At 66.0% G+C, this 24,982-nt stretch carries 23 protein-coding genes; 14 read left to right on the top strand and 9 right to left on the bottom strand.

Annotation, left to right across the window (positions count from 1 at the left end):
• Nucleotides 1-104 precede the first annotated feature (104 nt).
• The 7 genes from ACTJKX_RS19240 to cobJ all read left to right on the top strand — a co-directional run bounded on the left by ACTJKX_RS19240 (nucleotide 105) and on the right by cobJ (nucleotide 8,829).
• A complete protein-coding gene (locus tag ACTJKX_RS19240; protein WP_440726176.1) occupies nucleotides 105-488 on the top strand; it encodes a DUF1636 family protein in 384 nt (127 codons plus the stop codon).
• Nucleotides 485-1,519 carry a cobalamin biosynthesis protein CobW gene (cobW, locus tag ACTJKX_RS19235; protein WP_440726175.1) on the top strand — a complete coding sequence of 345 codons (1,035 nt, stop codon included), beginning with the start codon at nucleotides 485-487 and terminating at the stop codon, nucleotides 1,517-1,519. The genes ACTJKX_RS19240 and cobW overlap by 4 nt, the downstream gene beginning before the upstream one ends.
• Nucleotides 1,519-5,025, top strand: coding sequence for a cobaltochelatase subunit CobN (gene cobN, locus ACTJKX_RS19230; RefSeq protein WP_440726174.1), 3,507 nt, complete (start codon nucleotides 1,519-1,521; stop codon nucleotides 5,023-5,025). The genes cobW and cobN overlap by 1 nt, the downstream gene beginning before the upstream one ends.
• Nucleotides 5,022-6,395, top strand: coding sequence for a precorrin-3B synthase (gene cobG, locus ACTJKX_RS19225; protein ID WP_440726173.1), 1,374 nt, complete (start codon nucleotides 5,022-5,024; stop codon nucleotides 6,393-6,395). The genes cobN and cobG overlap by 4 nt, the downstream gene beginning before the upstream one ends.
• Before the next feature lie 154 nt (nucleotides 6,396-6,549).
• The gene (locus ACTJKX_RS19220) at nucleotides 6,550-7,179 is read left to right on the top strand and encodes a precorrin-8X methylmutase (protein WP_440726172.1); all 630 of its coding nucleotides are present in this window, start codon (nucleotides 6,550-6,552) and stop codon (nucleotides 7,177-7,179) included.
• Nucleotides 7,176-7,904, top strand: coding sequence for a precorrin-2 C(20)-methyltransferase (locus tag ACTJKX_RS19215; RefSeq protein WP_311940838.1), 729 nt, complete (start codon nucleotides 7,176-7,178; stop codon nucleotides 7,902-7,904). The genes ACTJKX_RS19220 and ACTJKX_RS19215 overlap by 4 nt, the downstream gene beginning before the upstream one ends.
• 175 nt (nucleotides 7,905-8,079) lie before the next feature.
• Nucleotides 8,080-8,829 (top strand): precorrin-3B C(17)-methyltransferase, encoded by a 750-nt coding sequence (cobJ, locus tag ACTJKX_RS19210; protein WP_367625258.1) that lies wholly within the window; start codon nucleotides 8,080-8,082, stop codon nucleotides 8,827-8,829.
• A gap of 116 nt (nucleotides 8,830-8,945) precedes the next feature.
• Here the strand turns inward: cobJ and ACTJKX_RS19205 are convergent, their stop codons facing one another.
• On the bottom strand, nucleotides 8,946-9,749 hold the full coding sequence (locus ACTJKX_RS19205; RefSeq protein ID WP_440726171.1) for a cobalt-precorrin-6A reductase: 804 nt from the start codon (nucleotides 9,747-9,749) through the stop codon (nucleotides 8,946-8,948).
• 183 nt (nucleotides 9,750-9,932) lie between these two features.
• On the opposite strand from ACTJKX_RS19205, the gene cbiE reads away from it, so the two are divergent.
• The 4 genes from cbiE to ACTJKX_RS19185 all read left to right on the top strand — a co-directional run bounded on the left by cbiE (nucleotide 9,933) and on the right by ACTJKX_RS19185 (nucleotide 13,514).
• Nucleotides 9,933-11,183 (top strand): precorrin-6y C5,15-methyltransferase (decarboxylating) subunit CbiE, encoded by a 1,251-nt coding sequence (gene cbiE / locus ACTJKX_RS19200; RefSeq protein WP_440726170.1) that lies wholly within the window; start codon nucleotides 9,933-9,935, stop codon nucleotides 11,181-11,183.
• Nucleotides 11,180-11,569, top strand: a complete 390-nt coding sequence (locus ACTJKX_RS19195) for a cobalamin biosynthesis protein (protein WP_311940825.1) — start codon at nucleotides 11,180-11,182, stop codon at nucleotides 11,567-11,569. Before cbiE ends, ACTJKX_RS19195 begins: the two co-directional genes overlap by 4 nt.
• Nucleotide 11,570: 1 nt before the next feature.
• Nucleotides 11,571-12,332 carry a precorrin-4 C(11)-methyltransferase gene (gene cobM / locus ACTJKX_RS19190; RefSeq protein WP_440726169.1) on the top strand — a complete coding sequence of 254 codons (762 nt, stop codon included), beginning with the start codon at nucleotides 11,571-11,573 and terminating at the stop codon, nucleotides 12,330-12,332.
• A gap of 273 nt (nucleotides 12,333-12,605) precedes the next feature.
• Nucleotides 12,606-13,514: a DMT family transporter gene (locus ACTJKX_RS19185; RefSeq protein ID WP_440726168.1), complete on the top strand. Its 909-nt coding sequence runs from the start codon at nucleotides 12,606-12,608 to the stop codon at nucleotides 13,512-13,514.
• Between the two features lie 18 nt (nucleotides 13,515-13,532).
• Here ACTJKX_RS19185 and ACTJKX_RS19180 read toward each other — a convergent pair whose 3' ends face one another.
• The 3 genes from ACTJKX_RS19180 to ACTJKX_RS19170 all read right to left on the bottom strand — a co-directional run bounded on the left by ACTJKX_RS19180 (nucleotide 13,533) and on the right by ACTJKX_RS19170 (nucleotide 15,769).
• On the bottom strand, nucleotides 13,533-14,420 hold the full coding sequence (locus tag ACTJKX_RS19180; RefSeq protein WP_367625253.1) for a DMT family transporter: 888 nt from the start codon (nucleotides 14,418-14,420) through the stop codon (nucleotides 13,533-13,535).
• Between the two features lie 336 nt (nucleotides 14,421-14,756).
• Nucleotides 14,757-15,284 (bottom strand): SRPBCC family protein, encoded by a 528-nt coding sequence (locus ACTJKX_RS19175; protein WP_311940812.1) that lies wholly within the window; start codon nucleotides 15,282-15,284, stop codon nucleotides 14,757-14,759.
• 137 nt (nucleotides 15,285-15,421) lie between these two features.
• Complete coding sequence (locus ACTJKX_RS19170; RefSeq protein WP_394313923.1) at nucleotides 15,422-15,769, bottom strand: ArsR/SmtB family transcription factor; 348 nt, start codon at nucleotides 15,767-15,769, stop codon at nucleotides 15,422-15,424.
• Between the two features lie 244 nt (nucleotides 15,770-16,013).
• Between ACTJKX_RS19170 and ACTJKX_RS19165 the strand changes: the two genes are divergently transcribed.
• The 3 genes from ACTJKX_RS19165 (at nucleotide 16,014) to ACTJKX_RS19155 (ending at nucleotide 18,403) form a co-directional block, all read left to right on the top strand.
• Nucleotides 16,014-16,991 carry an L-carnitine dehydrogenase gene (locus ACTJKX_RS19165; RefSeq protein WP_415080295.1) on the top strand — a complete coding sequence of 326 codons (978 nt, stop codon included), beginning with the start codon at nucleotides 16,014-16,016 and terminating at the stop codon, nucleotides 16,989-16,991.
• A gap of 198 nt (nucleotides 16,992-17,189) precedes the next feature.
• Nucleotides 17,190-17,654 (top strand): thioesterase family protein, encoded by a 465-nt coding sequence (locus tag ACTJKX_RS19160; RefSeq protein ID WP_440726167.1) that lies wholly within the window; start codon nucleotides 17,190-17,192, stop codon nucleotides 17,652-17,654.
• Nucleotides 17,655-17,857: 203 nt separating this feature from the next.
• Complete coding sequence (locus tag ACTJKX_RS19155) at nucleotides 17,858-18,403, top strand: hypothetical protein (protein ID WP_440726166.1); 546 nt, start codon at nucleotides 17,858-17,860, stop codon at nucleotides 18,401-18,403.
• A 160-nt stretch (nucleotides 18,404-18,563) separates the two neighbouring features.
• Here the strand turns inward: ACTJKX_RS19155 and ACTJKX_RS19150 are convergent, their stop codons facing one another.
• The 5 genes from ACTJKX_RS19150 to ACTJKX_RS19130 all read right to left on the bottom strand — a co-directional run bounded on the left by ACTJKX_RS19150 (nucleotide 18,564) and on the right by ACTJKX_RS19130 (nucleotide 24,955).
• Nucleotides 18,564-19,604 carry a heme-dependent oxidative N-demethylase family protein gene (locus ACTJKX_RS19150; protein WP_440726165.1) on the bottom strand — a complete coding sequence of 347 codons (1,041 nt, stop codon included), beginning with the start codon at nucleotides 19,602-19,604 and terminating at the stop codon, nucleotides 18,564-18,566.
• A gap of 118 nt (nucleotides 19,605-19,722) precedes the next feature.
• A complete protein-coding gene (locus ACTJKX_RS19145; RefSeq protein ID WP_440726164.1) occupies nucleotides 19,723-20,688 on the bottom strand; it encodes a PDR/VanB family oxidoreductase in 966 nt (321 codons plus the stop codon).
• Nucleotides 20,685-21,290, bottom strand: coding sequence for a dimethylamine monooxygenase subunit DmmA family protein (locus tag ACTJKX_RS19140; protein WP_311940794.1), 606 nt, complete (start codon nucleotides 21,288-21,290; stop codon nucleotides 20,685-20,687). Before ACTJKX_RS19140 ends, ACTJKX_RS19145 begins: the two co-directional genes overlap by 4 nt.
• Nucleotides 21,291-21,388: 98 nt before the next feature.
• Nucleotides 21,389-22,516 carry an aminomethyltransferase family protein gene (locus ACTJKX_RS19135; RefSeq protein ID WP_440726228.1) on the bottom strand — a complete coding sequence of 376 codons (1,128 nt, stop codon included), beginning with the start codon at nucleotides 22,514-22,516 and terminating at the stop codon, nucleotides 21,389-21,391.
• 165 nt (nucleotides 22,517-22,681) lie between these two features.
• The gene (locus ACTJKX_RS19130; RefSeq protein ID WP_440726163.1) at nucleotides 22,682-24,955 is read right to left on the bottom strand and encodes a DUF1989 domain-containing protein; all 2,274 of its coding nucleotides are present in this window, start codon (nucleotides 24,953-24,955) and stop codon (nucleotides 22,682-22,684) included.
• Nucleotides 24,956-24,982 lie beyond the last annotated feature (27 nt).

Below are 24,982 nucleotides of genomic sequence, written 5' to 3'. Positions count from 1 at the left end.
CCGGGCGGGGCGCCTCGGAGGCCGGTTCCGTCTACCCGGACGATCGCCGGCCATGCCGTCGGTCCCGCGCCCTCCATCCGCTCCGGCGGCGATGAACAGGGCCGATGCCAGAAACAACTCTCCCAGTCCGGCTGCTCGTCTGCGTGACCTGCAGGCGCGAGGGCGATGACCCCGAGGCGCCGCGCCAGGGCGCCCGGTTGCGCGATGCGCTCGCCGGCATGCTGCCCGAAAGCGTCGAGCTGCAACCTGTCGAGTGCCTGGGCAATTGCAAGCGCTCCTGCACGGTGGCTTTGTCGGCGCCCGGTAGCTGGACCTATGTCTTCGGCGACCTCACCGCCGAGAGCGGCCCCGACATTCTCACCGGCATCGGGCTGCTGGCCCATTCCACCGACGGCCTGATGCCCTGGCGCGGCCGTCCGGACGTCTTCAAGCGCAGCATGATCGCGCGCATCCCACCCCTATCAACCCTCAAGGACGCCGCCGAATGAACGCGCACACCAAGGTTCCCTGCACCATCGTCACCGGCTTTCTCGGGGCCGGCAAGACGACGCTGATCCGCAACCTGCTCGCCACCGCCAATGGCCGCAGGCTGGCGCTGATCGTCAATGAATTCGGCGATGTCGGCGTCGATGGCGACATTCTGAAGTCCTGCGGCATCGAGAGCTGCCCGGAAGACGCCATCGTCGAACTCGCCAATGGCTGCATCTGCTGCACGGTGGCCGACGATTTCGTGCCGGCTCTGGAGACGCTGCTGGCGCGTCCGAACGCACCCGAGCACATCGTGATCGAGACCTCCGGCCTCGCTCTGCCCAAGCCGCTGGTCAAGGCCTTCAACTGGCCGGCGATCCGCTCGCGCGTCACCGTCGACGGCGTCATCGCCGTGGTCGACGGTGCCGCGGTCGCAGCCGGCCGCTTCGCCGATGATCCGGAGGAATTGAAGCGCCAGGCCGAGGGCGATGCCTCCCTCGACCACGACAATCCGCTCGAGGAGGTCTATGAGGACCAGCTCCTCTGCGCCGACCTCGTCGTGCTCAACAAGGCTGATCTCCTCTCAGCCGGCGAGGCCGACAGCGTGGAGAAGGATATCGAGAAGACCGTGCCGCGTGCCGTCAAGGTGGTGCGCACCTCCGAGGGCCGCATCGATGCCGCCGTGCTGCTCGGGCTCGGGGCAGCGGCCGAGAATGATCTGGAGGCGCGTCCCTCCCACCACGATCACGAGGCCGAACACGACCACGACGATTTCGACACCTTCATCGTCGACCTGCCGGCCGTCCTCGACGCCGACGCCCTGGTGCGTAAGCTGAAGGCGGCGGCCGAGGAACACGATATCCTGCGCATCAAGGGTTTCGTCGCCGTCGACGGCAAGCCGATGCGCATGCTGGTCCAGGGCGTCGGCGCCCGTTTCTCGCAGCATTTCGACCGCGCCTGGGCGCCGGAGGAAACGCGTTCGAGCCGCCTCGTCATCATCGGCGAGAAGGGCATCGACCAGGCCGGCATCCGCAAGACGCTGGAGGGCTGATGCATCTGCTGCCGGCCGATACGCGTTCGCTCGATGCCAGCGAGGCCGCCGTCGATCTGGGTCAGGCACCCGGCGCGATCGTGTTTGCCTCGCTGACCGACAGCGACCTTGCCCTGGCAGCCGCTTCCGGCCTCGACGATTTGCGCCTGGCGCCGCTGCAGAAGCTGCGCCATCCGATGTCCGTCGACCTCTACATCGATCAGACGGCCCGCCATGCCAAGGCGATCGTGGTACGCCTGCTCGGTGGCCTCGATTATTGGCGCTATGGCGTGGAGGAACTGGCGGCGGCGGCGCGCACCTACGGCATCGCGCTCGCCCTCATTCCCGGTGACGACAGGCCCGACGGGCGCCTGTCTCAGCTCTCTACCGTGCCGCAGGAGGCGCTGGATCGGCTCGCCCAATACTGGCGTGAAGGCGGTCCGCAAAACGCCCGGGCGTCCCTGCTCTATGCCGCCAGGCTGGGCGGTCTCGATTTCGGCGAACCGGAAGCACCGGTGACCGTGCCGAAATACGGGGTGTTCCTGGGACCGCAGGCGTCTCGCCTGCTCTTGGAAACACCGCGCTCGCCAGAGGGACGAAGAGCAGGCGAGACGCCTGCGGTCCCGGGGAAGGCCGTCATCCTCTTCTACCGCTCCATCCTGCTCTCCGCTGACACCGCCCCCATCGAAGCCCTGGCGCGTGCGCTCGATGCCGAGGGGCTCGCCGCCACGGCGCTTTATGTCGGTTCGCTCAAGGACGGGGAGACGACGCAGTGGGTGCGCCGACAGCTTAGGGAACTCAAGCCGGCGGTGATCCTCAATGCCACCGCCTTTTCTGCCCTGGACGACGACGGTGCCTCGCCGCTCGACGTGGCCGGTTGTCCGGTCCTGCAGGTGATCACCTCTTCCTCGGCGCAGGAGGCCTGGGAGGCCTCGACCCGCGGGATGTCGGCCAGCGACCTTGCCATGCATGTCGCACTGCCGGAGCTCGACGGCCGCCTTTCGGCCGGCGTGATCTCCTTCAAGGCCGAACGCGAGGAGGGCGCCTTCACCCGCCTCGCCCATGCCCCCCATGACGAGCGCATCGCCGCAGTGGCCGCCAAGGCCGCTGCCTGGGCTCGGCTCGGCGCCAAGGCGCGGGCGGAGCGCAGGCTTGGCCTGATCCTCTCCAACTATCCGGGCGCGGATGGCCGTCTCGCCCACGCCGTCGGCCTCGATGCGCCCGCCTCGGCCCTGGCGATCCTGGAGCGGCTCCGCGACGAGGGCTATGCGGTGGGGGACCTGCCGGAAAGCGGTGCCGATCTGCTGGAGTTGTTGGGCCGGTCATACCCTCCCCTGGAGGGGGAGGGTCGACGCATAGCGTCGGGGTGGGGTGACTGCCTCGACCGTTGTGATTCCCACCCCACCCCGAACCTGCGGTCCGACGCTCCCCCTCCAGGGGAGGGTAAGGCGCTTTCCCTCCCGCTCTCAGCCTATTCCGCCTGGCTCGACACCCTACCTGCCGCCCTCCGCGACAGGCTCGCGGCCCAATGGGGCGATCCCTCGGCCGACCCCCTTTGCAGCGACGGCGCCTTCCGCTTTGCCGGCCATCTCTGCGGCCATGTCGCGGTGGCGGTGCAGCCGGACCGCGGCTCGGCCCTTGACCGCAAGGGCGACCACCACTCGCCCGATCTGCCGCCGCGCCATGCCTATCTCGCCTTCTATCTGTGGCTGCGCCAGGCTTTCGGCATCGATGCGATGATCCATCTCGGCACCCATGGCACGCTCGAATGGCTGCCCGGTAAGGCGGCCGCGCTCTCCGCCCAGTGTTTTCCGGAGCTGGCCGCCGGAGCCGTGCCGGTGCTCTATCCCTTCATCGTCAACAATCCCGGCGAGGCGGCGCAGGCCAAGCGCCGGCTCGGGGCTGTCACCATCGGCCATCTCACCCCACCCCTGCGAGAGGCGGGCCTTTCCGGCGGCGCCATTGAGGTCGAGCGCCTGATCGACGAATATGCCAGCGCCGATGGCCTCGATCAGCGCCGCATGACCTATCTCAGGCGTGAGATCATCGAGCGGGCCATGGAGACCGGCCTCACCGCCGAATGTGGCATCGCACCCGGCCTCGATGAGGACGAGACGCTGGCGCGCCTCGATGCCTTCCTGTGCGACGTCAAGGAATTGCAGATCCGCGATGGCCTGCATGTGTTCGGACGTCGGCCGGAGGAGAGCGACCACCTCCTCGATGTCCTCGCCGCCACCAGCGGCGCGGAGGAGCGCCCGGCTTTGGCCGCGCGTCTCGACAGTTGCGGCGACAGCGAAATGGCCAGCCTTCTTGCCGGCCTCGACGGACGCTTCGTGCGGCCCGGCCCCGCCGGGGCGCCGACGCGCGGGCGTGCCGACGTGCTGCCGACCGGGCGCAACCTCACCACGCTCGATCCAAGGGCGGTTCCGACCCGTGCCGCCTACGCGATTGGATCGCGTGCGGCAGATGCCTTGATCCAGCGTTATCTGCAGGATCACGGCGACTATCCCCGGAACATCGTGCTCGACCTGTGGGGCTCGGCGACCATGCGCACCGGCGGCGACGATCTTGCCCAGGCCCTGGCCCTGCTGGGCGTCAAGCCGGTATGGGACAACGGCTCCAATCGCGTCTCCGGCTTCGAGATCCTGCCGCAGGCCCGGCTCGACCGGCCGCGCGTCGACGTGACGCTGCGCATATCCGGCCTGTTCCGCGACGTATTCGCTCAGCAGATCATGTTGTTCGACGAAGCGGTCAGGGCCGTCGCCGCCCTTGACGAAAGCGCCGAATGGAACCCGCTGGCCGCCGCGGCGAAGACGAGCGGCGAGCGCCCGCTGCGCATTTTCGGCGCTGCGCCCTCGGCCTATGGCGCCGGGATCACCGACCGCATCGCGCGCGGGGCCTGGGATAACAGGGCCGATCTCGGCCGCGACTATCTCGCCGCCAGCAGCCATGCCTACGGCGCCGGCATCGAAGGTGACGCCGTGCCTTCCGTCTTCGCCGAGCGGGTCGCCGCCGCCGATGCCCATGTGCATGGCCAGGACCATCGCGAGATCGACATCCTTGATGACGTCACCTTCGCCGCGCATCAGGGTGGCTTTGCGGCGGCGCTGGAGGCGCTGGGGGCCAAGGCCGCCCTCTATCACGCCGACCTTTCCAATCCTGACAAGCCCCGCCTGCGTAGCCTCGGCGAGGAGGTCGGCCGCCTCGTGCATGGCCGGGCCGCCAGCCGGCGCTGGATCGACGGCATGATGGCCCATGGCTATGCTGGCGCCGCCGAAATGGCCAATGCCATGGATTCGCTGTTTGCCTTCTCGGCGACGGCCGGCATCGTCACCAATGCCGCTTTCGACCGCATGCACGAAGCCTATGTCGAGGACGAGGAGGTCGCGGCCTTCCTCGCTTCAGCCAATCCCGCTGCGGGCCGGGCGATCCGGGCGCGGCTGGCCGAGGCGATCCGCAGGGGGCTGTGGCAGCCGCGCCGTAATTCGGCCAGCCGCCTGCTGGACGAGGCTGGGAGAGCGGCGTGAGCGAACCGTCCAATCAGGTCAAGGGCTGGTGTCCCGGGGCGCTCAGGCCGATGCGCTCGGGGGACGGATTGATCGTGCGCGTGCGCCTGACGGGCGGGGAACTTGCTCCGGAGCGTGCGGCCGCCCTGGCCGAGGCGGCCCGGCGCTTCGGCAATGGCCTGATCGATTTGACCTCCCGTGCCAATCTGCAGATGCGCGGCGTCCGCGACGAGACCCTCCAACCCTTGCTCGACCGGCTCGCCGAACTCGGCCTGCTCGATGCCAGCGCTGCCGCCGAACAGATCCGCAACGTGATTGCGAGCCCGCTCGCCGGGCTCGATCCGAGCGCGCCCGTCGATGTGCAGCCTTTGATCCGGGCGCTGGAGCTGCGCTTGATAGGAAACGATCGTTTCCATTCCCTGCCGGCCAAGTTCGGTTTCCTGCTCGACGGTGGCGGCGTGCTGTCGCTTGACGGTGTCGAGGCCGATATCGCGTTGAGGGCAGAGGATGACGCGCATTTCCGGCTGGAAGCCGGTGGTGAAGCATTGGGACGGGTGAGGGTAGAGGAAGCACTGGAAGCCGCACTCAGCGTCGCCGAACGCTTCCTCGCTCTGCGCCAACCCGACGAACGCCGCATGCGCGATGTGGTGGGGCGGTTGCGAGACGAGAGGGTGCACTTGCCTTCTCCACGAAGTGGGGAAGGTGGCCCGACGAAGTCGGGTCGGATGGGGTGTGGCCCGCTAGAACCGCCTTTTCCAGTTGGAGCGCTGCTAGCGGACCACACCCCATCCGTCGTTGCTTCGCAACGCCACCTTCCCCACTTCGTGGAGAAGGCAAATGCGCCATTGCGTTTCGCCGGCCCCCACGCCGCCGGCTTCTTCACCGCGGCTGCTCCCTTCGGACGGCTCGATGCCCACCAGCTCGAGGGCCTCGCCGGCGTCGCCGCCCGGCATGGCGCGACGTTGCGCTTGACGCCCTGGCGCTCCATCCTGCTGGCGCCGCTTGCCGTCGACGTCACTCCGGAAGTGTCGTCCCTCGGCCTCGTCGTCGATCCCGGCGACCCGCGGCTTGCCATTGCCGCTTGCCCCGGCAGCCCTTCTTGTCTATCCGGCGAAGCGCCGGCGCAGGCCGATGCCGCAAGGCTGGCGCCGGTGCTGGCCGGCTTCGTCGAAAGGGGGGCGAGCGTGCATGTCTCGGGCTGCGCCAAGGGCTGCGCACGGCGCGCACCGGCTTCCATCACGCTGGTGGGGCAGGGAGGGCGCTATGGTATCGCCTTCGACGCCGACAGCAAGGCGCCGAGCGAGACGGAACCGATGTCCTTGGGCGAATTGACGGCGTTTTTGGCCAAGCGCCTGGCTGAGAAGAGTTTCAAGAGCAGTGAGCAGCGATGAACAGGGCGTTGTCATTCCGCACGTGCTGCATCATGAAATGATGCGGCGCAGATGCGGAACCGCCGTGAAAGTATGCCTTGTTCTGCCAGCGATCCCGGATCTGCATCGCATCACTGCGTGCTGCGCCGCGTCCGGGACGACCAAGTGAGTGACCATGTCTGAACGCGACTATATCCGTGACGGTGCCGAGATCTATCGCCGCTCCTTCGCGATGATCCGTGCCGAAAGTGACCTGTCGCGCTTTTCGGCCCTCGAGGCCCCCGTCGTCGTCCGCATCATCCATGCCTGCGGCATGGTCGAGGTCGCTGCCGATGTCGAGATGTCCGGCGATCTGGTAGCGAGCGCGCGCGCTGCGCTCAGGGCCGGCGCACCCTTGCTGTGCGATTCGAAGATGGTGGCCAATGGGGTGACCCGCGCCCGCCTGCCGGCCGACAATGACGTGATCTGCACGCTCGACGATCCGCGCACGCCCGAGCTTGCCCGGCAGATCGGCAATACCCGCACCGCTGCCGCCATGGAGCTCTGGCGCGACCGCCTTGGCGGCGCCGTGGTTGCCATTGGCAATGCGCCGACCGCGCTCTTTCATCTGATGGACATGATCGATCGTGGCGCGCCCAGGCCCGCCGCCATTCTCGGCATTCCCGTCGGTTTCGTCGGCGCTGCCGAATCCAAGGACGAGCTCAAGGCCTGGGGCAAGATACCCTGGCTGATCGTGCGCGGACGCAAGGGCGGCAGTGCCATGACCGCGGCGGCCATCAACGCGCTGGCGAGCGAAATCGAATGAGTGCCGGTCGTCTCTATGGCGTCGGCGTCGGCCCGGGCGATCCCGAGCTGATGACCCTGAAGGCCGCGCGGCTGATTCGCGCGGCACCGGTCGTCGCCTATTTCTGCAAGCAGGGACAGCGCGGCCATGGTCGCACCATCATCGAGGGCTTCCTGGCCGATGATGTCATCGAGGAGAAGCTGGCCTATCCGATGACGACGGAAGTGCCGGCTGGCGATCCGGTCTATCATTCGGCGCTCGGCGGCTTCTATGACGAATCGGCCCGCCGGCTCGCCGCTCATCTCGATGCCGGCCGCGATGTCGTGGTGGTGTCGGAAGGCGATCCCTTCTTCTACGGCTCCTTCATGCCGATCTTCCATCGCCTGGCCTCCTCCTACGAGACCGAGGTGGTTGCCGGCGTCTCGGGCATGGCGGGCTGCTGGACGCGAGCCCGCACGCCGATCACCTATGGTGACGACATCCTTACCGTGCTGCCGGCAACGCTGGACGCGGCGGCGCTCAAGCGTCATCTCGAACTGGCAGACGCGGCGGTGATCATGAAGCTCGGCCGGCATTTTCGCAAAGTGCGCGCCGTGCTGGAGGAGTTGGACCTTGCCGCCCGCACTGTTTATGTCGAGCGCGGCACCATGGCCGGCGAGAAGATCATGCCTCTGCCGCCGGCCGATTTCACCGGCGCGCCTTATTTCGCCATGCTGCTGGTGCCCGGCCAGGGGCGGCTGCTGTGAGGGCGGGAGACGGATCTCATACCCTCCCCTGGAGGGGGAGGGTCGAGGCGAAGCCTCGGGGTGGGGTGGGTACGCTATATTCAGCCTGGAATGGCGCTCGTCACCCCGCCCCGGACCTGCGGTCCGACCCTCCCCCTCCAGGGGAGGGTAAGGCAATGCGCTTGGGAGAAACCCCATGACCGGCCGCGTCATGATCATCGGCCTCGGGCCGGGGCCGGCGAAATGGATCACGCCGGAGGCCAGCGCGCTGCTGGCCGAGGCGACCGATATCATCGGCTACGGCCCCTATGTCGACCGGGTGCCGCCGAGCCCGGCAAAACGCCATGCCAGCGACAACCGCGTCGAGGTCGATCGCGCCCGTCACGCGCTCGAGCTCGCGATGGCCGGCGCGCGCGTCGCCGTGGTCTCGGGCGGGGATCCCGGTGTCTTTGCCATGGCCGCGGCGGTCTTCGAGGCGGTCGAGGCGGGGGATCCCGCCTGGCGTGACCTCGATATCGTGGTCGTTCCCGGGGTCACCGCCGTGCTCGCCGCTGCCGCGCGGCTCGGCGCGCCGCTCGGGCATGATTTCTGCGTGGTCTCGCTGTCGGACAATCTCAAGCCCTGGTCCGTGATAGAGAAGCGGCTGGTGGCGGCCGTGGAGGGCGATTTCGTGCTCGCCTTCTACAACCCGGCCTCGAAGGCCCGGCCCGACCAGATCGGCAGGGCCTTCGAGGTGCTGCGTCGCCAGGCGGGCGAGCGTATCGTCGTGCTCGCCAAGGCCGTGGGCCGGCCGGACGAGGAGATCATCCTGACCAGCCTGTCCGCGGTGAAGCCGGAAGAGGTCGACATGCGCACGCTCGTGCTGATCGGCTCCTCGCAGACGAGGTTGATCGAGCGCGGGGAGGCCGAGCCTTGGATCTATTCGCCCCGGAGATGGGACGCGTGACGTCCTGGGAGCGCAGGCTTCCAGCCTGCTCTGCCTCTCCGGCGTGTTCGACGTTTCCGAGAATGCAGGCTGGAAGCCTGCTATCCCAGGGGCAAGCAGTTCCGGGGGGCGGGTCTTCAGACCCGGCTTTGTCTTTCCGGCGGGCGCGACGTCTCCGGGCTGGTCTGAAGACCAGCCCCCCGGTGCTCGATCCAGGCCAAAGCCTCCTGCACCGTTGCCACCGTCTCCACTTCGGCCGTCCCAGGCCGGCGCAGCAGGATGACCGGCAGGCCGAGGCGGCGCGCGGCGGCGATCTTGCCATAGGTGGCGCTGCCGCCGGAATTCTTGGTGACCAGGATGTCGACGGCCTCTTCCTGCATCAGCCTGTAATCATCGGCCTCCGCGAAGGGACCGCGGGCAAGGATCAGCCTGGCGCGCGGCGGCAGCTCTTCCGGCGGATCGACCGAACGGACCAGATAGAAATGCTGGGGTGCGGCGAGGAAGGCCGGCAGTTCGAGCCGGCCGGTGGTCAGGAAGACGCGACGTGGCGCGGTGCCGAGCGCCTCAACCGCGGCCTCGGCGTCCGGAACCTCGCTCCAGCGATCGCCGCTCTCAGCCTGCCAGGCCGGACGCCGCAGGGCCAGCAACGGTACGCCGGTGCGCCGGGCCGCCTCGACCGCATTGGCCGACATCCGCTCGGCGAAGGGATGCGTGGCATCGATGAGCGCGGTGACCGCATTTTCCTCGAGGAAGGCGCAAAGTCCTTCGACGCCGCCGAAGCCGCCGATCCGATGGGCGATCGGGGGCGGGGCGGGATTGATCGTCCGCCCGGCAAGGGACACCATGGCCGGAATGTCGGAGCGCGCGGCCAGGAGCCTCGCCAGGGCCGAAGCCTCGCTGGTGCCGCCGAGCAGCAGGACATGGGGACGGGAACGGGTCACTCAAGCGTCATTCAAGTTGGTTCGATCTTTGTCATTGCCGGGCTTGACCGGCAATCCAGCCTATTGCCCGATTGCGTGTGGCTTCTGGATAGCCGGGTCAAGCCCGGCTATGACAAACCGGATCGTTTCTTCTTAAGTGAATTGCGTTGGAACTGAAATGCGCTGTCGTCTCTTGAGGGTCGGATGAGCCCTGTCAACCATTCGGATCGCTGGCTGTCCATCGTCGGCATCGGCGAGGACGGCATGGCCGGCCTGTCGCCGCTGGCCGCCGCCGTGGTCGCCGGGGCCGAACTGCTGGTCGGTGGCGCCAGGCACCTGGCCATGGTGCCGGACAGAGCCGCCGAAAGGCCGGCGGAAAGGCTGGCCTGGCCGAGCCCGCTGACCGACGCCATCGGCCCGATCAGGGCGGCGCGTGGGCGGCGCGTCGTCGTGCTGGCCTCCGGAGATCCGTTCCTGTGGGGTGTGGGTGCCACGCTCGCGCGCTTCATCCCGCCCGAGGAGATCGCCTGCCATCCCGCGCCATCGTCCTTCTCCCTCGCCGCGGCGCGGCTCGGCTGGGCGCAGCAGGATTGTGCCCTGATCTCGCTGCATGGCCGGCCGTTCGAGACGCTGGTGCCGCATGTCCAGCCCGATGCCCGCATTCTGGCCCTGACCTGGGATGGCCGCACGGCCGCCAAGGCTGCCGCCCGCCTCACCGAACTCGGTTTCGGCCTGTCCCGCCTGACCGTGCTGGAGCGCATGGGCGGAAGCGGGGAAAGGATCCGTTCCGCCCGGGCCGATGCCTTCGACCTCGACGAGATCGATCCGCTCAACATCCTGGCCATCGAGGTGGTTGCCGGCCCCGACGCCCGCCCGCTGCCGCTCGCCAGCGGCCTGCCCGACGCGTTCTTCGAGCATGACGGCCAACTGACCAAGCGGGAGATCCGCGCCGTCACGCTGTCGGCGCTGGCCCCGCTCAGGGGCCAACTGCTCTGGGACATCGGCCTGGGGGCGGGGTCGGTCGCCATCGAATGGCTGCTGCGCCATCCGTCCAATCGCGCCATCGGCATCGAGGAGAATGCCGACAGGGCCACTCGCGCCTTGGTCAATGCCGTCAATCTCGGCGTGCCGCATCTGCGCCTCGTCACCGGAGCGGCACCAGCCGCCCTGGCGGGACTGGAGCGCCCTGATGCCGTCTTCATCGGTGGCGGCACGGGTGATGAGGGCGTGTTCGAGGCTGCCTGGGCCGCCCTGCGCCCGGGCGGGCGCCTCGTTGCCAATGCCGTTACGCTGGAGAGCGAGCAGGCCCTGGCCCGGCGTTTCACCCAATATGGCGGCGATCTGATCCGTCTGGGCGTGGAGCGGCTGGTGCCCGTCGGCAGCATGCATGGCTGGCGCCCGGCGATGCCGGTGACGCAATGGAGCGTGGTCAAGCCAGGAAATCCTGGGCAATGAAACCGTTCGTCGCCGCCGGCCTCGGCTGCCGCAAAGGCTGCCCGGCCGAGGAAATCACCGCTCTCGTCCGGCTGGCCCTGCAGGAGGCCGGCTTGGAGCTTGCCGCACTTTCGGGCCTGTTCGCACCCGCCTTCAAGCAGGGCGAGGCGGGACTGGCGGAGGCTGCCACCAGCCTGGGCGTCCCACTCGTGCTGATCCCCCAGGCTGCGCTGGAGGCCGCCGAGCCGCGCGTGCTGACCCGTTCGGAGCGCGTGGTCGCCCTGACGGGGCTGGGCAGCGTGGCCGAAACCGCGGCGCTCGCTGGCGCCGGCCCGCAATCCACCCTCAAGCGGGCGCGCATCGCCAGTGCGAACGCCACCTGCGCCATCGCCGTCAACGAGGCCTGACATGACCGTTCACTTCATCGGCGCCGGCCCCGGCGCGCCCGACCTCATCACCGTCAGGGGCCGCGATCTCGTGGCGCGTTGTCCGGTCTGCCTCTATGCCGGCTCGCTGGTGCCGCCTGAGATCATTGCGCTGGCGCCCCAAGATGCGCGCGTGGTCGATACCGCGCCGCTGACGCTGGACCTCATCATGGCTGAGATCGAACAAGCGCATGAAGCGGGCCTCGATGTCGCGCGGCTGCATTCGGGGGATCTGTCGATCTGGAGCGCGCTGGGCGAGCAGACGCGCCGCCTGCGGGCTCTCGGCATTCCCTACACCATCACGCCGGGCGTGCCGTCCTTCGCCGCCGCCGCGGCGGTGCTCGGCAAGGAGCTCACGCTGCCGGAAGTGGCGCAATCGGTGGTGCTGACGCGTACCTCCGGCCGGGCCTCGGCCATGCCGGAGAGCGAGACGCTGGAGGCTTTCTCCCAGACCGGTGCGACGCTGGCGGTGCATCTTTCCATCCACGCACTGGCGCGCGTGGTAGCCGAGACGACGCCGCATTACGGCAGCGCTTGCCCGGTCGCGGTGGTCTTCCGGGCAAGCTGGCCGGATGAGCGTGTCGTCACCGGTACGCTCGGCGATATCGAAGACAAGATCGCGGCCGAGCCGATGGAGCGCACCGCCTTGATCCTGATCGGGCGCACGCTGGCCAGCGAGGATTTCCGCGAAAGCGCGCTCTACGACACCGACTACAAGCGGCGCTATCGCGGCTTCGAGGGGTGACGAGCCGGTCCTCACGCCCCCCTCCCAGGGTGTTGGCGTTTGAAAGCCCCGAGAGGGTGGCGCAGCCCCTCGTCCGCCTGCCGGCACCTCCAGTCAACGCAAGAGAGTTGACGACACCGCCAAGGGGAGAAAGCTGCCCATCGTTCTCAGCGACGCGCTGGTGCAATCGTCCGTCAATTCCGGCTCGGATCAGCCAGAAATGTCGCGCCTGGACTATTCGATGTTCGCTTTCCCGGCATTGTGGAAGTTCTTCCTCCTGGTCGCGTCCCCGTCATGTCTTCCCGTGGCTCCCACCTCTTTGGTGCGTTCCTCGCCCTCGCGGCGGGAACGGTGTTTTCGTTCGGCAGCATCACCATTCGTGAGTCGCCGCATCTCGACGCCGTGCAATATCTGATCTGGCGCAGCTTCGGCCTGCTGCCGCTGGTTCTCGGTGTGGCGCTGCTACAGGGCAAGTCGCCGCTGCAGCAGTTGATTTCGGGCGGCTGGCTGGGACTTGGTGGCGCGCTGTGCATGACGGTGATGGCTGATTTGTTCATCTTCGCCATGAAGACGACCACCATCGCCAATGCCCTGCTGTTTTCGAGCGCGGCGCCGCTGATCGGCGCCATATTGGCCCGCCTGATCCTGAAGGAGCGCATCTTCGTCTCCACCTGGTGCGGCATCGCCATCGGCATCGCCGGATTGCTGATCATGACCTGGGGGGAACTGGGCAGCGGCAATGCCATCGGCAATCTCGCTGCCTTCGGCGTGGGCTTTGCCTATGGCCTCTATTCCATCATTGCCCGGCTCGGCCGCGACAGGGACATGTCGGGCGTGGTGACGGGCTGGGCGGTGCTGACCATCCTCACCTGCGGCGCTTTCATGGCGCTGAGAGGGATCACCATCGCCACGCCGATGCTGGAAAACACCTATGCCATGATCCATGGCGCCGTTTTCATCGGCGGCGGCATGTATCTGCTCAATGCGGCCGCCCGGTATGTCGGCGCCGGGCAACTGACCTTGCTGGCCCAGACCGAGATGATCCTCGGGCCGGTCTGGGTCTATCTCTTCTTCGACGAGACACCGCGCCTGACCACCGTCCTGGGTGGCGGGGTGCTGCTCGCGGGCGTGCTCGTCGCCGCTCTCGGGCGCAGCTTCGCCCGCGATGAGGAAGCGCAAGTGGCGGCGCGCGCCTCGGTGTGATCCCGGGACTATACGGCCTCAGGACGACTTCAGGCGCCAGCCACCGAGAATGTGCCAGATCACAGCCAGGAGCACGATGGCGCCGCCGATGATCGCGGCCATACCCGGATCCTCGGCGAAGATCAGATAGACCCACAGCGGGGCCAGCACCACGTCGAGCGTGGAGATCAGGCCGGATTCGGCGGCGGGGATCCGGCGTGCACCGGCCAGGAACATGAAGAAGGCCAGGGGGATCGAGGTGAAGGCGAACAGCGCCAGCACCACCCAGTCCTGCGCCGTCGCTGCGGCGGGCGAGGCGAAGGGCAGGCCCACCAGCGCGGTGAACAGGCAGCAGAACAGGTTGACCGGCAGCATTTCCAGCCCCGGACGGGCCCGCGCGACCACCGCCACGATGGCGAAGGAGGCGGCCATGCCGAGCGCCATGGCGTCGCCGAAGAGATGGCCGGATCCGAAGGAGCCTCCCACCATCACGACCACGCCGACGAGCGCGCCGCCGGAAGCGATCAGCGTGCGCCGGGAGACCCTCTCGCGCATGATCAGCCAGGCAAGGCCGGCGGCCAGGAAGGGCGTGGTGGCATAGATCACCGATACGTTGGCGATGGTGGTGTGATAGAGCGCCCCGACGAAGAACAGCATCGACAGCGAGGCGCAGGCCGCGATGATGAGGCCGAACCAGCCGATCGAGCGGATCGCGGCCAGGCTGTCGGCGCGATGCACATAGACGAGACCGACCCCCATATAGATCGCGCCGATCGCCGCGCGCAGCGACACGGTCGTCCAGGCGTCCACCGTGAGCATGCGGGCGAAGATGCCGCTGATGCTCCAGGCGATGGCGGAGGCGACGACGAGAAAGACACCGAGCCGATGAACGGAACGGGCGTCGGGCGAGGCGGTGATGGCGGACATCGGAAAACCGGGGGTGGGAGGACGCAACTCACATGATTTTCAGCGGCACTCCCAACGGGCCGATGAAGCTGTGATCAGCCGCAATCTCCTTGTTTCCGATGCTTCGTTCAAGGGAGGAAAGCTATCTTGAACGACAAGAAAAGCTTGATGACGGAGACGGCGCTTGCGCTGTTCCTCCACTGTCCCTGCGTTCCTCGATCGCTTTCCGCTCAGTCGTGACATTGACAACTTACGCTATCCGATAGAGCGGCCGGGTCCGCCATCGTCACCGGGCAGTGCCGCGTCTGTCGCCAGGGCAGGTCGCCGTCCGGCAGGGGCGCCGGACGGCGATCGTCGTCAGCCTGCGCTCATCTTGCTCTCGTAGTCGGCTTCGAGCCGCGTATGCAGGCCCCAGAAGCTCGGCGGTGCGTGTCCTCCGAGGCGGGCCGCGAGGATGTCGAGATGGGTGTGCCAGCCGGCAGCGACGCTGATCAGTTCGTCGCGGGTGAGCAGGCGGCTATGGGTGATGGTGATATGGGTCCGCCCGAGCTCCGGCTTGAGGTCGATGCGCACCTGGGAGCCGTCCCCCCAGGCATATTCGATCAAGGTGGGCGGCTCGCAGGCGATCACCCGCCCATGCATTTCCACCGTGCCGTTCAGATGCACATATTTGGGCGGCGGCGGGTCGTCGGGCGACGACAGGTCCCCATTGCGGAAGACATGGTTGACCCGTCCGCCCGGCTGCAAATCCATCTCGCCGCCGGCCAGCCATTGCTGGCGCTTCTCGGCTTCGGTCAGGAAGGCCCAGACGCGTTCGATCTGTCCGGAAAGAACGCGTTCGATGCGTACGGTCTCGGTGTCGATGATCACGCCGTAGTCGGACATGGTTCAACTCCCTAGAGTAAAGCGCTTTCATGAGCGCTTGTTTTCTCTGATGCTTTATTTCCCAGCCAATCCGACGGATTGGCCAGGGCACCTTTGCGAGTCCTGCAGATACCGGCAAATCGCGAGACGCTTCAGGCTCAACTCCCTTGAGGGTTGGCAATCGCATCCGCGATCAGCAAGGCGTCAAGCGTGTCGAGCCGCTGATTCCAGAGTTTTTCATAAAAACGCATCCATTCCAGGCCGGCATGCAGAGGCCGCGGATTCAGCCGGCAGGTATGGGTGCGTCCTTCGACACGGCGTTCCACCAGGCCGGCCTTCTCCAGCACCTTGATATGCTTGGAGGCGGCGGCCAGAGAGATGGCGAAGGGGTGGGCGAGTTCGCCCACCTTGCGGGGCTCGGCGGCGAGGCTGCGCAGCATGGCCCGCCTGGTCGGATCGGCCAGGGCATGAAAGACGGCGTCGAGAGGATCTTGATATTCAACCATACGGTTGAATATCTGCCTTTGCCCCTAAACTGTCAACCAAATGGTTGACGACAGCATCGGACCGATCTCGAAATCGGGGCCGATACTGTCGATTTGGTCGTCGCATGGTTTTTCCGAAAACCAGCGCGCACTTTACCGACGATGCTGACTATTTCCGTCGCGTTCGGCACCTGAGATGTCGCGCCATGCAAAGGCGTTTCCGGCAAGGCCCTGTCTAGTCGCCACGAGCAAGAGGGAGAATTCCATGGCCGCAGCAGCCAAGACATTTGCAGCTAAGACATTTGCAATCGTTGGAACCGGGGTCATCGGTGCCGGCTGGGCGGCACGGGCGCTCGCGCACGGTCTGGACGTCGTCGCCTATGATCCGGCTCCGGGCGCCGAGGAAAAGCTGCGCGCGGCCATCGACAATGCCTGGCCGGCCCTGGAAAAGCAGGGGCTCGCCGCCGGTGCCGACCGCAAGCGCCTCAGCTATGCCGGTTCGATCGCCGAGGCGGTCGCCGAGGCGGACTTCATCCAGGAGAACGCACCGGAGCGCGAGGAGCTCAAGCAGGACCTGCTGGCGCAGATCGACGCTGCCGCCAAGCCCGGCGCCATCATCGGCTCCTCCACCTCGGGCCTGTTGCCGAGCCGGCTGCAGGCCAGGATGGCCGATCCGACCCGGCTGGTGGTGGGCCACCCCTTCAACCCCGTCTACCTGCTGCCCCTGGTGGAAGTGCTCGGCGGCGAGAAGACCTCCCCCGAGACGGTCGAGGCCGCCAAGGCGTTCTACACCTCGATCGGCATGCGCCCTCTGCATGTCAAGGTGGAGATCGAAGGCTTCATTGCGGACCGGCTGATGGAAGCGCTCTGGCGCGAGGCTCTCTGGCTGGTCAATGACGGGGTTGCTACCACCGAGGAAGTCGACGCGGCCGTGGTCTATGGCTGCGGCCTGCGCTGGTCGCTGATGGGCACCTTCCTGACTTTCCATCTCGCCGGCGGCGAGGGCGGTATGCGGCACATGCTGCACCAGTTCGGCCCCGCCCTGAAGCTGCCCTGGACCAAGCTGGTGGCTCCGGAACTGACGGATGAACTGATCGATCGCGTCGCCGATGGTTGCGAGCACCAGGCCGCCGGGCGCTCGATCAAGGCGCTGGAACGCCGCCGCGACGACTTCCTCATCGAGGTGATGGCGCTGGCCAAGAAATATTGGCCGGAGGCCGAGGGGCTGGAGGGGCGGATCTAGCTCTCAGGGGACCGCAGGCTTTCAGCCGACTCTTGGAACCGTCACACTTGCACGATGGGTGATGCAGGCGGGACGCCTGCAATCCTGGAGCAAAGCGCGTTCACACGTGAACTTTTGTTTGCTCTATCTCTTTGTTTCGACGCGTCTTTGCGATTCTTGATGATTCCGAGAAATCACAAAACGCTTTGGGGGACTCCCATGCACCTTCTCGACGAAACCGTCCGCCCGGAATGGATCGACTATAACGGCCATCTCTATGACGGCTATTACGCGGTGATCTTCGCCAAGGCCGTGGACGAGTTCCTCGGCCGGGTCTGCCTGACCGAAGCGGTGCGGGAGACGACGCGCCATACCATCTACACGATGGAGACCCATGTCCGCTTCCTGTGGGAGGTCAAGCTCGGCACGCCCGTTTCGGTGACCTGCCAGGTGCTGGACCTCGATGCCAAGCGCGTCCGCATCTTCCTGAGCATGGTTGACAAGGTGCGCAACCTTGTGGTGGCGACCTCCGAGCAACTCTTGATGTCGATCGACCAGACCGATGAGCCGCACGCCGCGCCCTGGCTGCCGCAGAGCGCGGCAGTGCTGGAGGGGCTGCTGAAGGAGCACGCCACCCTGCCGATGCCGAAGGATGCCGGTCGCAGCATCGGCATCAAGCGGTAGTGCTATTCCGGGTGCACGGGCATCCTGCCCGTTCTTGGAAGCAATGTCGCTGGTTGGAACGAAAGAACGGGCAGGATGCCCGTGCACCCGGAAACGCCCCAGCTCGCCAGCCGCCATGTTTGCCGGCTTATATTGAGTCCCGCTGGCATTTCAGCGGGATCGAATACATATAGCCTTATCGACTTGCTGGTGTTCGAGGTTTCATGCGCCGCTTCTTCATGGCAGTGCTGCTGTTGGTGCTATCGATTGGCGGTGCCCGCGGGTCCTGCCAAGACTATTTGGTGCAGGCTTTCGATAGGCTGAAAACTGTGCCTTTCAGAGCCGACATAGTGGAGGAGGGCGAACATGGCTCGAAACTCATGACCACCTACATCCGTCAGTCCGCGGAAGCTATTCGGATCGAGACAAAATACAAAGCCACTCCCACGCAGGAAGATAAGTTTTTAGGTTTTGTTGGTGTTGATAGGGAGCGATGGATAAATGAAGGGGATGGATGGAAAATTTGGGATGGCAACGGTACTAGGTTTTCTAATTTCATAATAAGCTATACGAATCCATATCTTCCATTTTCTGTTAAAAGATTGAAAGATGTAAGTTGTTTGGGGTCGACTGTCAGATATGGTTCGTGGCATTCGATATTTGAATTGCCGGAAGGTGGCGATAATCAACACTATGTGTTGTACGTCGACAATGTCACAGGCCTACCGGAGAGTTGGTCCATCGGTGGACAATTATTCAGCCATAAGTGACCTATCGCTACGAAGCTGTTCCGGCGATTGATCCTCCGCTTGCGAAATAGTGCAAGGTTGGGGGCGGTTCTCCGCCCTCCCGCTACCTTTCAAGCGCAACGCTTCCAAGAGCGGACATCGCGACATGCCTTCATGGCGCTGAGATGCCCGCGCTCCATGATCAATCCGGCCAGCCGCCGGGGCTGGTCTCGGCGCCGTCGTCATATTTCGACAGCCACTCCACCGCGGTGTCGCGGAAGCGGGTGAGGCCCTTGTAGTCGACCAGTTCGGGCGGCAGCGTCTGCAGCACGCGATGCAGGCGCCGGCCCCATTTGGGCACCGTCACCAGCTCCTCCAGCTTGATCAGGTAGCAGCGGATCGGGAAGACGATGGCGTTGGAGCGCGGCAGGCGGAAGAAGCTCTGCAGCTCGACGCGCAGATGCAGCTTGTTGCCGATATTGTCCAGCGTCAGCGTGGTGCGGTCCTTGCCCCATTTGTGATAGTTCTCGGGCGAGGTATCCAGGCGCGGATTGACCGTCATCGTCCAGTTGAGCCGCCGCGTGGGCGAGCCCTGGCGCAGGTTCAGCATGAATTTGAGCGCACGCTCGAACACGCCCAGCTGGTGGGCGAGCGGCACGGGGCCGTGCCATTCCATGAAGTTCATGCCGATGTCGAAATCGAGCGACCAGTCGGCCTGGGTGGTGACGATGCCGGCATCCATCCACAGATTGCCGTCGCGCTGGTCGAGCAGGCAGAAATCGCCCTGGGCCTGGCGGGTGATGTATTCCATCGGCCCATAGGGCAGGGTGGCGACGTCGCCGAAGGTGAAGCGGTCGTCGATGCCGAGCGGCCGGTTGATCCAGTGCCATTGGTTGCCGTCCCGCTCGAGCGTGAAATGCTCGGGATAGGAGGTCGACATGCTCTCCATCAGCAGTTCCAGCAGGTCCCAACCCGCCAGCGTCATGTGCGGCAGGGACTGGCAGCGCAGCGGGTCTTCCTTCAGCACCAGCGCCCGGTCGGCCATCTCCGAGACATAGTGCTCGTCGACGTCGATGGGATGCTCGAAGACAGAGCCCTTCGGGCCTGCCGTATGCGGTTCGATATTGACCGCATACATGTAGTTGTCCTTGTCGAAGGGGAAGGGAAAGCGGCGGATCGCCGTTTCCGAATTGCGGAAAGTGAAGTCGTCGCGGAAGGTTTCCTGGCGGAATTGGATGCCCATGGGGATGTCCTTTCCTGGGACCGCCGGCTTCCAGCCGGCTCTTGAAACGGAAGATTCGGGGGAGAGCCGGTTTCGCGACATGCGAGCATGTCGCCGAGAAAGCCGGCGGCCCCCGAGATTACAAATCCAACACCAGTTCCCGGCCCTCGAAGCGCGAGACGCAGGGCATGACCTTGGTGCCGGAAGCCTTGTCGGCGTCCGACAGGTAGTGGTCGTTGTGCATGAGCGTGCCGTCGCAGGAGAGCACCCGCGTCTCGCACTGGCCGCAGGCGCCGCCCCGGCACAGATAGGGCGCGTCGACCCCGGCTGCCTCGATCGCCTCCAGCATGCTCTGATGCGGCCCGACCTGGGCCTTCTTGCCTGATTGGGCCAGGGTAATCTCGTAGGGCTTGCCGGAAGCCGGCGCGAGGAACTGCTCATTGTGCAGGTTCTGCTCGGGCCAGCCTTCGTTGCGGGCGGTGTTGAGCACCCATTTGATCATGCCGCCGGGCCCGCAGACATAGAGATGCGTGCCGAGGGGCTGGCGGGCGAGCAGGTCGACCAGCGGGATCGCTTCGCTCTTGGCATCGCGATAGATGTGGACCCGGCGGCCATAGCGCTCGGCCAGATGGGCGAGATAGGCGCCGTGCTCGTCCGAACGCACGGCGTAATGCAGCTCGAAGGGGCGGTCCTCGTCGGCAAGCTGCGCCATCATCGCCATGAAGGGCGTGATGCCGATGCCGCCGGCAAAGAGCAGGTGTTTCTTGGCGCGCTGGTCCGGCGGGAACAGGTTGACCGGGTGGCTGATGCGGATGATGTCGCCGGGGCGGACCCTGCCATGCAGGAACAGCGAGCCGCCACGGCCATTGTCGTCGCGCCTGACGCTGATGGTGTAGCAGGCCGTGTCGCCCGGGCGGCTCATCAGTGAATAGGGGTTGCGCCGGAGGGTGGCGCCGTCTTCCATCTCCACCACCACATGGGCGCCGCCCGAGAAATTGGGCAGGGGCGAGCCGTCTACGGGCTTGAAATGGAAGCGCTTGATCTCGGGCGTGACCTGGTGGATCTCGCTGACGCGCACCTCGATCTTGGGTGTCTTGTCACTCATGGAAAGGCCTCCTCGGTCGGCGGAACGACACCAGGCTCTTCGGCGTCGATGCACACGCCCTGGAATGCGGCAATGCGGCGCGAATAATGGTCGCGCACCAGCAGAGTCAGGCCGCAATGGGCACATTTGACCGGCTGCGTGCGCACATGCTCGGTGATGCCCTTGCAATGCACGCATTGCACCCGGCGCTCTTCCGAGCCGCGGTGCTCGGTCTGGATGGAAAGATGGTCGACGCCGGCTTCGATCGCAAGCTTCATGGCCTGGCCGATCAGGCCTTCCGTGCCGGCCAGATAGATCTGGGTGCCCATATGGGCCGTCGCCAATGTCTGGGCCAGGCGCGGCAGGGCGGCGGCGATGCTCGGGCCCTCATAGAACATGTCGGGACCCAGTGCCCTGAGCGCCTCTCCCAGATTCTTGGCAGCGGCTCCGCCGGGCACATAAATGATGTGAGCCCTGTCGAGAAAGGCGGCGTCGGCCGTCTTGGCCGCGTCGAGGATCGCCTGACCGCCCTCGGCATCCGCCACGAACAGGTGGCGCTTGGCGCCGGGGCGGATGGCAAGCGTGCCATAGACAGGACGGCTCTTGATGCCGGATACGAGCATGGTTCTATCGAAACTCCAGCGCGAACGGAAACAGACGCAGCCAGGATCTGGCTATCATGTACAACGGCCCCTCTCCCATGGGAGAGGGGCCAGGCGCCTCACAGCGCCGTACGCTTCTTCTTCTCCGGATCGTCGAAGGTGATGGTATGGGCGATCGCCGAGCACTGCACGTTCTTGCCCTTGACCTCGAGCTTGGTGCCCTGCTTGGCGACGTCGACGGCCATGCGGGCGATCGCCATCGAGCGGTTGGTCAGGCGCGAATACATGCCGCAGGTGACCACGCCCACCTTCTTGCCGCCGGCCCAGAGCTCGTCGCCGGCATCGAGGATCTTGTCGGTGTCAGCGAGGACGCCGAAGATCTTGAAGCGCTCCTTGCCCTTGAGGCGGTAGTGCTCCTCGGCGCCGCGGAAGCCGGTCTTGCCGGGCGAGACGGTGAAGGTGAGGCCGAGTTCCCAGAGCGTGTCGCCCGGACCCTCGTTCTCGAAGGGATACATCTGCGAATTGTCATAGGGATAGAACAGCAGATAGCTCTCCACCCGGAGCCAGTCGAGCGCGGTGAAGGAGGCGGGCACGATGCCCATGCGCTTGCCTTCCTTGAGGATGGTGTCCCAGATCTCCACCGCATCTTCCGACTTGCAGAAGATCTCGTAGCCGCGCTCGCCGGTATAGCCGGTGCGCGAGATCATCACCGGCTTGCCGAACAGCGTGGTCTGCATGTGGTGGAAATATTTGAGGTCCTTGATGCCGGGCACGTGCTTGGCGAGATACTTCACCGCCAGCGGGCCCTGCAGCGACAGGTCCTGCAGATCGTCGTCGAACAGCACGGCGACGTTCTTGCCGGCCGCGTCGCGGGCCATGTCCTCGAAGCCGGTGCCGGAGCCATAGACCGTCATCCAGCTGTTGGGGCCGGTGCGATAGAGGATGCAGTCGTCGGTGAATTTGCCGGCGTCGTTGAGCACGCAGGCATAGGCCGACTTGCCGGGCACGATCTTGCGCACGTCGCGCGTGGTCAGGCGTTGCAGCACCTGGTGCGAATGCGGGCCGACCAGATGGGCCTTGCGCAGGCCGGACACGTCCATCAGCGCCGCTTTGGTGCGGATCGCCTCATGCTCGTCGGCGAGGTCGGACTTGGTATAGGTCCAGGCCGTCTCCATCCCGTTCCAGTCTTCCAGGGTGGAGCCGAGGGCTCGGTGGCGGGCGGCGAGCGGCGAACGCCGCCAGGACATGACACTCATGGATGTTCCCTTCTTTGGTTTGTCATCCCGTGCGCGTCGCAGCATGAAATGATGCGATGCAGACACGGGACCGTTTGATCTTGTGGTGCCTTCTTGTCTTCGCGGTCCCGGATCTTCGTCGCGTCACGTTGTGCCGCTCCTCGTCCGGGATGACCGTTACATCCTCACCCTCGTCTTGTCGGGGTCGTAATGGGCAAAGCGCACGACCTTGGCCTTGAGGCGCTTCTGGTGGCCGTCGAGCTTGCCGATCTCGAGTTCGGTGCCGATCTCGGCCGAGCCGATGTCGACGCGGGCGAGGGCGATGTTCTTGTCGAGGATGGGCGAGCGCATGCCTGAAGTGACCACGCCGATGCGGGCGCGCCCGGCATAGACATGGTCGCCGTGATGGGCGGTCTCGCGTCCCTCGATCTCCAGGCCGACGAGCTTGCGCTGCGGCTCGGCCTTGCGCTTGACCAGCGCCTCCTTGCCGACGAAGTCACCCTTCTTGGAGACCAGCGGCACGGTGAAGGCGATGCCGGCCTCGAACGGGTCGGTCTCGTCGGAGAATTCGTAATGGGCGAAGATCAGCCCGGCCTCGATGCGCAGCATGTCGAGCGCTTCGAGACCCATGGGCACCACGCCGAGCGGCTTGCCGGCCTTGAAGACGGCATCCCAGACGGCCTCGCCGTCGCGGGGATGGCAGAAGATCTCGTAGCCGAGTTCGCCGGTGTAGCCGGTGCGCGAGACCACCACGGCTGGGCCCTGGGCATGGCCGAGGCGGCCGACGGTGGAACGGAACACGCCGATCTCGTTGGCGGCGGGCTGGGCCGGCGGCGTCCAGATGATCTTGGAAATGAGATCGCGGCTCTTGGGCCCCTGCACGGCGAGATTATGCAACTGGTCGGTCGAGGAGCGGATCCAGACCTTGAAGCCCTTTTCCTCGGCGAGCTGGCGCAGATGCACGCCGACATAGGGATCGCCGCAGACGAGGCGGAACTGCTGCGGCCCGAGGCGGAAGACGGTGCCGTCATCCAGCATGCCGCCATGCGGGTAGCAGATGGCGGTGTAGACCACCTGGCCGACCGAAAGCTTGGTGATGTCGCGCGTCACGGCATAGTCGAGCAGCGCCTCGGCATCGGGGCCGAGTACCTCGAACTTGCGCAGGGCGGAAAGGTCGATCACCGCCACCTTTTCGCGGCAGGCCCAATATTCGGCCACCGCGCCGTCGGCGAGGAAGGAATTGGCGAGCCAATAGCCGCGATACTCGACCATGCGGCGCGAAAGGGGAGCGACCTTCGAGTGGAACGCCGTCTCCTTGGTGAAGACCGGAGGGGAATCGGGTGTCATGCGCGTAGCAATCGCCTTGGGGAATTCGTGATCGGCGTCATAGACGCGGACCTGGATGTCGGTGGGGTTCCAGCCATTGGCCGGATCGATGTCGTCGGCACAGGAGGAGGCGGCGCAGGTGAGGTCGATCAGCGCGCGCATCAGCACATAGTCGCCGGGGCGCGACCAGGGCTCGTCGGCACTGATGGTGCCGTCATGGTTGACCTGCGTGTTGAAGAAGAAATTGATCGCCGGCCAGCCGGGACGGGGGGCAATGCCGTCCTGCGCCAACACCCTGTTGAAGTTCTCCGAGCAGGAATCATGGCCCGGATAACCCATGTCGTCGTAATATTTCATGGTGCAGGCGAGGCCGAAGGTGTCGTGCCGCCCGCAGGTGTCCTGCACCACTTCCACCGTGGCGCGCATGCGTTGGTCGAAGAATTTCGAGAACAGGCCCGGCCCCGGATAGGCGCGGCCCATCAGGGTGCGGGTCGCGGTGGCGTCGAGGCCGCATTCGATGCCCTGCTTGAGCAGCTCAGTGTCGAAGGCGAGGAAATCCGAGCATTGGCGCCCGTCGATGTCCATGATCTGGATATATTGGCCGGCCTTGACTTCGAAACGCTCCGCGGTCGCGGCCTTCACCCGGAAGTCCTGGACCGGCGTGGCGAGAGGGGCGGCGGGCTGGCTCTGCGGCGCGCGCTTGTCGGTTTCGTCGCTGCGCGCGATCTCCAGATGGAAGTCGGTGGCCGGAACCACGGCATCCGCCGTCGAATCGCCGGCCGGCACGATCAGCACGCAGGTCATGTCGCGCTCGGCCGCCAGCGAGAGGGCCTCTCCCGCCGGGGCGTCGGGTCCGGAGATCAGGATGCCGCTGGCACTGGCAAGATCGCGGCCGGCGAGTTGGTGATGGGTGGCGGCGGCATTCTCATTGGCGGCGATCAGGCCCGCCAGTGCATCGCGCGGGGCGGCGGGATGGCCCGAAGGCAGGCTCTCCTGCGCCGCAAAGGCATAGAGCAGGGCGTTCTGGCCGCCCTCCAGATCGGTCAGGCGCAGACGATCGCCCTTGCCGAGGGCGAAGACCTGGCTCGATCCGCCGGCGACACGAAGCATTTCGGCTTCAGGCATGGCAAACCACTCCTACAGGCAAGCGAA

It is taken from the genome of Labrys sp. 22185 (assembly GCF_052045555.1).
Lineage (GTDB): Bacteria > Pseudomonadota > Alphaproteobacteria > Rhizobiales > Labraceae > Labrys > Labrys neptuniae.
Note: the sequence above shows the minus strand (reverse complement) of the source record. Positions and strands in the feature narration are given on the sequence as shown.

Coding starts and splice junctions, on each gene's coding strand:
- ACTJKX_RS19240 (WP_440726176.1), top strand. CDS start 105: ATGCCAGAAACAACTCTCCCAGTCCGGCTGCTCGTCTGCGTGACCTGC.
- cobW (WP_440726175.1), top strand. CDS start 485: ATGAACGCGCACACCAAGGTTCCCTGCACCATCGTCACCGGCTTTCTC.
- cobN (WP_440726174.1), top strand. CDS start 1,519: ATGCATCTGCTGCCGGCCGATACGCGTTCGCTCGATGCCAGCGAGGCC.
- ACTJKX_RS19220 (WP_440726172.1), top strand. CDS start 6,550: ATGTCTGAACGCGACTATATCCGTGACGGTGCCGAGATCTATCGCCGC.
- ACTJKX_RS19215 (WP_311940838.1), top strand. CDS start 7,176: ATGAGTGCCGGTCGTCTCTATGGCGTCGGCGTCGGCCCGGGCGATCCC.
- cobJ (WP_367625258.1), top strand. CDS start 8,080: ATGACCGGCCGCGTCATGATCATCGGCCTCGGGCCGGGGCCGGCGAAA.
- cbiE (WP_440726170.1), top strand. CDS start 9,933: ATGAGCCCTGTCAACCATTCGGATCGCTGGCTGTCCATCGTCGGCATC.
- ACTJKX_RS19195 (WP_311940825.1), top strand. CDS start 11,180: ATGAAACCGTTCGTCGCCGCCGGCCTCGGCTGCCGCAAAGGCTGCCCG.
- cobM (WP_440726169.1), top strand. CDS start 11,571: ATGACCGTTCACTTCATCGGCGCCGGCCCCGGCGCGCCCGACCTCATC.
- ACTJKX_RS19185 (WP_440726168.1), top strand. CDS start 12,606: ATGTCTTCCCGTGGCTCCCACCTCTTTGGTGCGTTCCTCGCCCTCGCG.
- ACTJKX_RS19180 (WP_367625253.1), bottom strand. CDS start 14,420: ATGTCCGCCATCACCGCCTCGCCCGACGCCCGTTCCGTTCATCGGCTC.
- ACTJKX_RS19175 (WP_311940812.1), bottom strand. CDS start 15,284: ATGTCCGACTACGGCGTGATCATCGACACCGAGACCGTACGCATCGAA.
- ACTJKX_RS19170 (WP_394313923.1), bottom strand. CDS start 15,769: ATGGTTGAATATCAAGATCCTCTCGACGCCGTCTTTCATGCCCTGGCC.
- ACTJKX_RS19165 (WP_415080295.1), top strand. CDS start 16,014: ATGGCCGCAGCAGCCAAGACATTTGCAGCTAAGACATTTGCAATCGTT.
- ACTJKX_RS19160 (WP_440726167.1), top strand. CDS start 17,190: ATGCACCTTCTCGACGAAACCGTCCGCCCGGAATGGATCGACTATAAC.
- ACTJKX_RS19155 (WP_440726166.1), top strand. CDS start 17,858: ATGCGCCGCTTCTTCATGGCAGTGCTGCTGTTGGTGCTATCGATTGGC.
- ACTJKX_RS19150 (WP_440726165.1), bottom strand. CDS start 19,604: ATGGGCATCCAATTCCGCCAGGAAACCTTCCGCGACGACTTCACTTTC.
- ACTJKX_RS19145 (WP_440726164.1), bottom strand. CDS start 20,688: ATGAGTGACAAGACACCCAAGATCGAGGTGCGCGTCAGCGAGATCCAC.
- ACTJKX_RS19140 (WP_311940794.1), bottom strand. CDS start 21,290: ATGCTCGTATCCGGCATCAAGAGCCGTCCTGTCTATGGCACGCTTGCC.
- ACTJKX_RS19135 (WP_440726228.1), bottom strand. CDS start 22,516: ATGTCCTGGCGGCGTTCGCCGCTCGCCGCCCGCCACCGAGCCCTCGGC.
- ACTJKX_RS19130 (WP_440726163.1), bottom strand. CDS start 24,955: ATGCCTGAAGCCGAAATGCTTCGTGTCGCCGGCGGATCGAGCCAGGTC.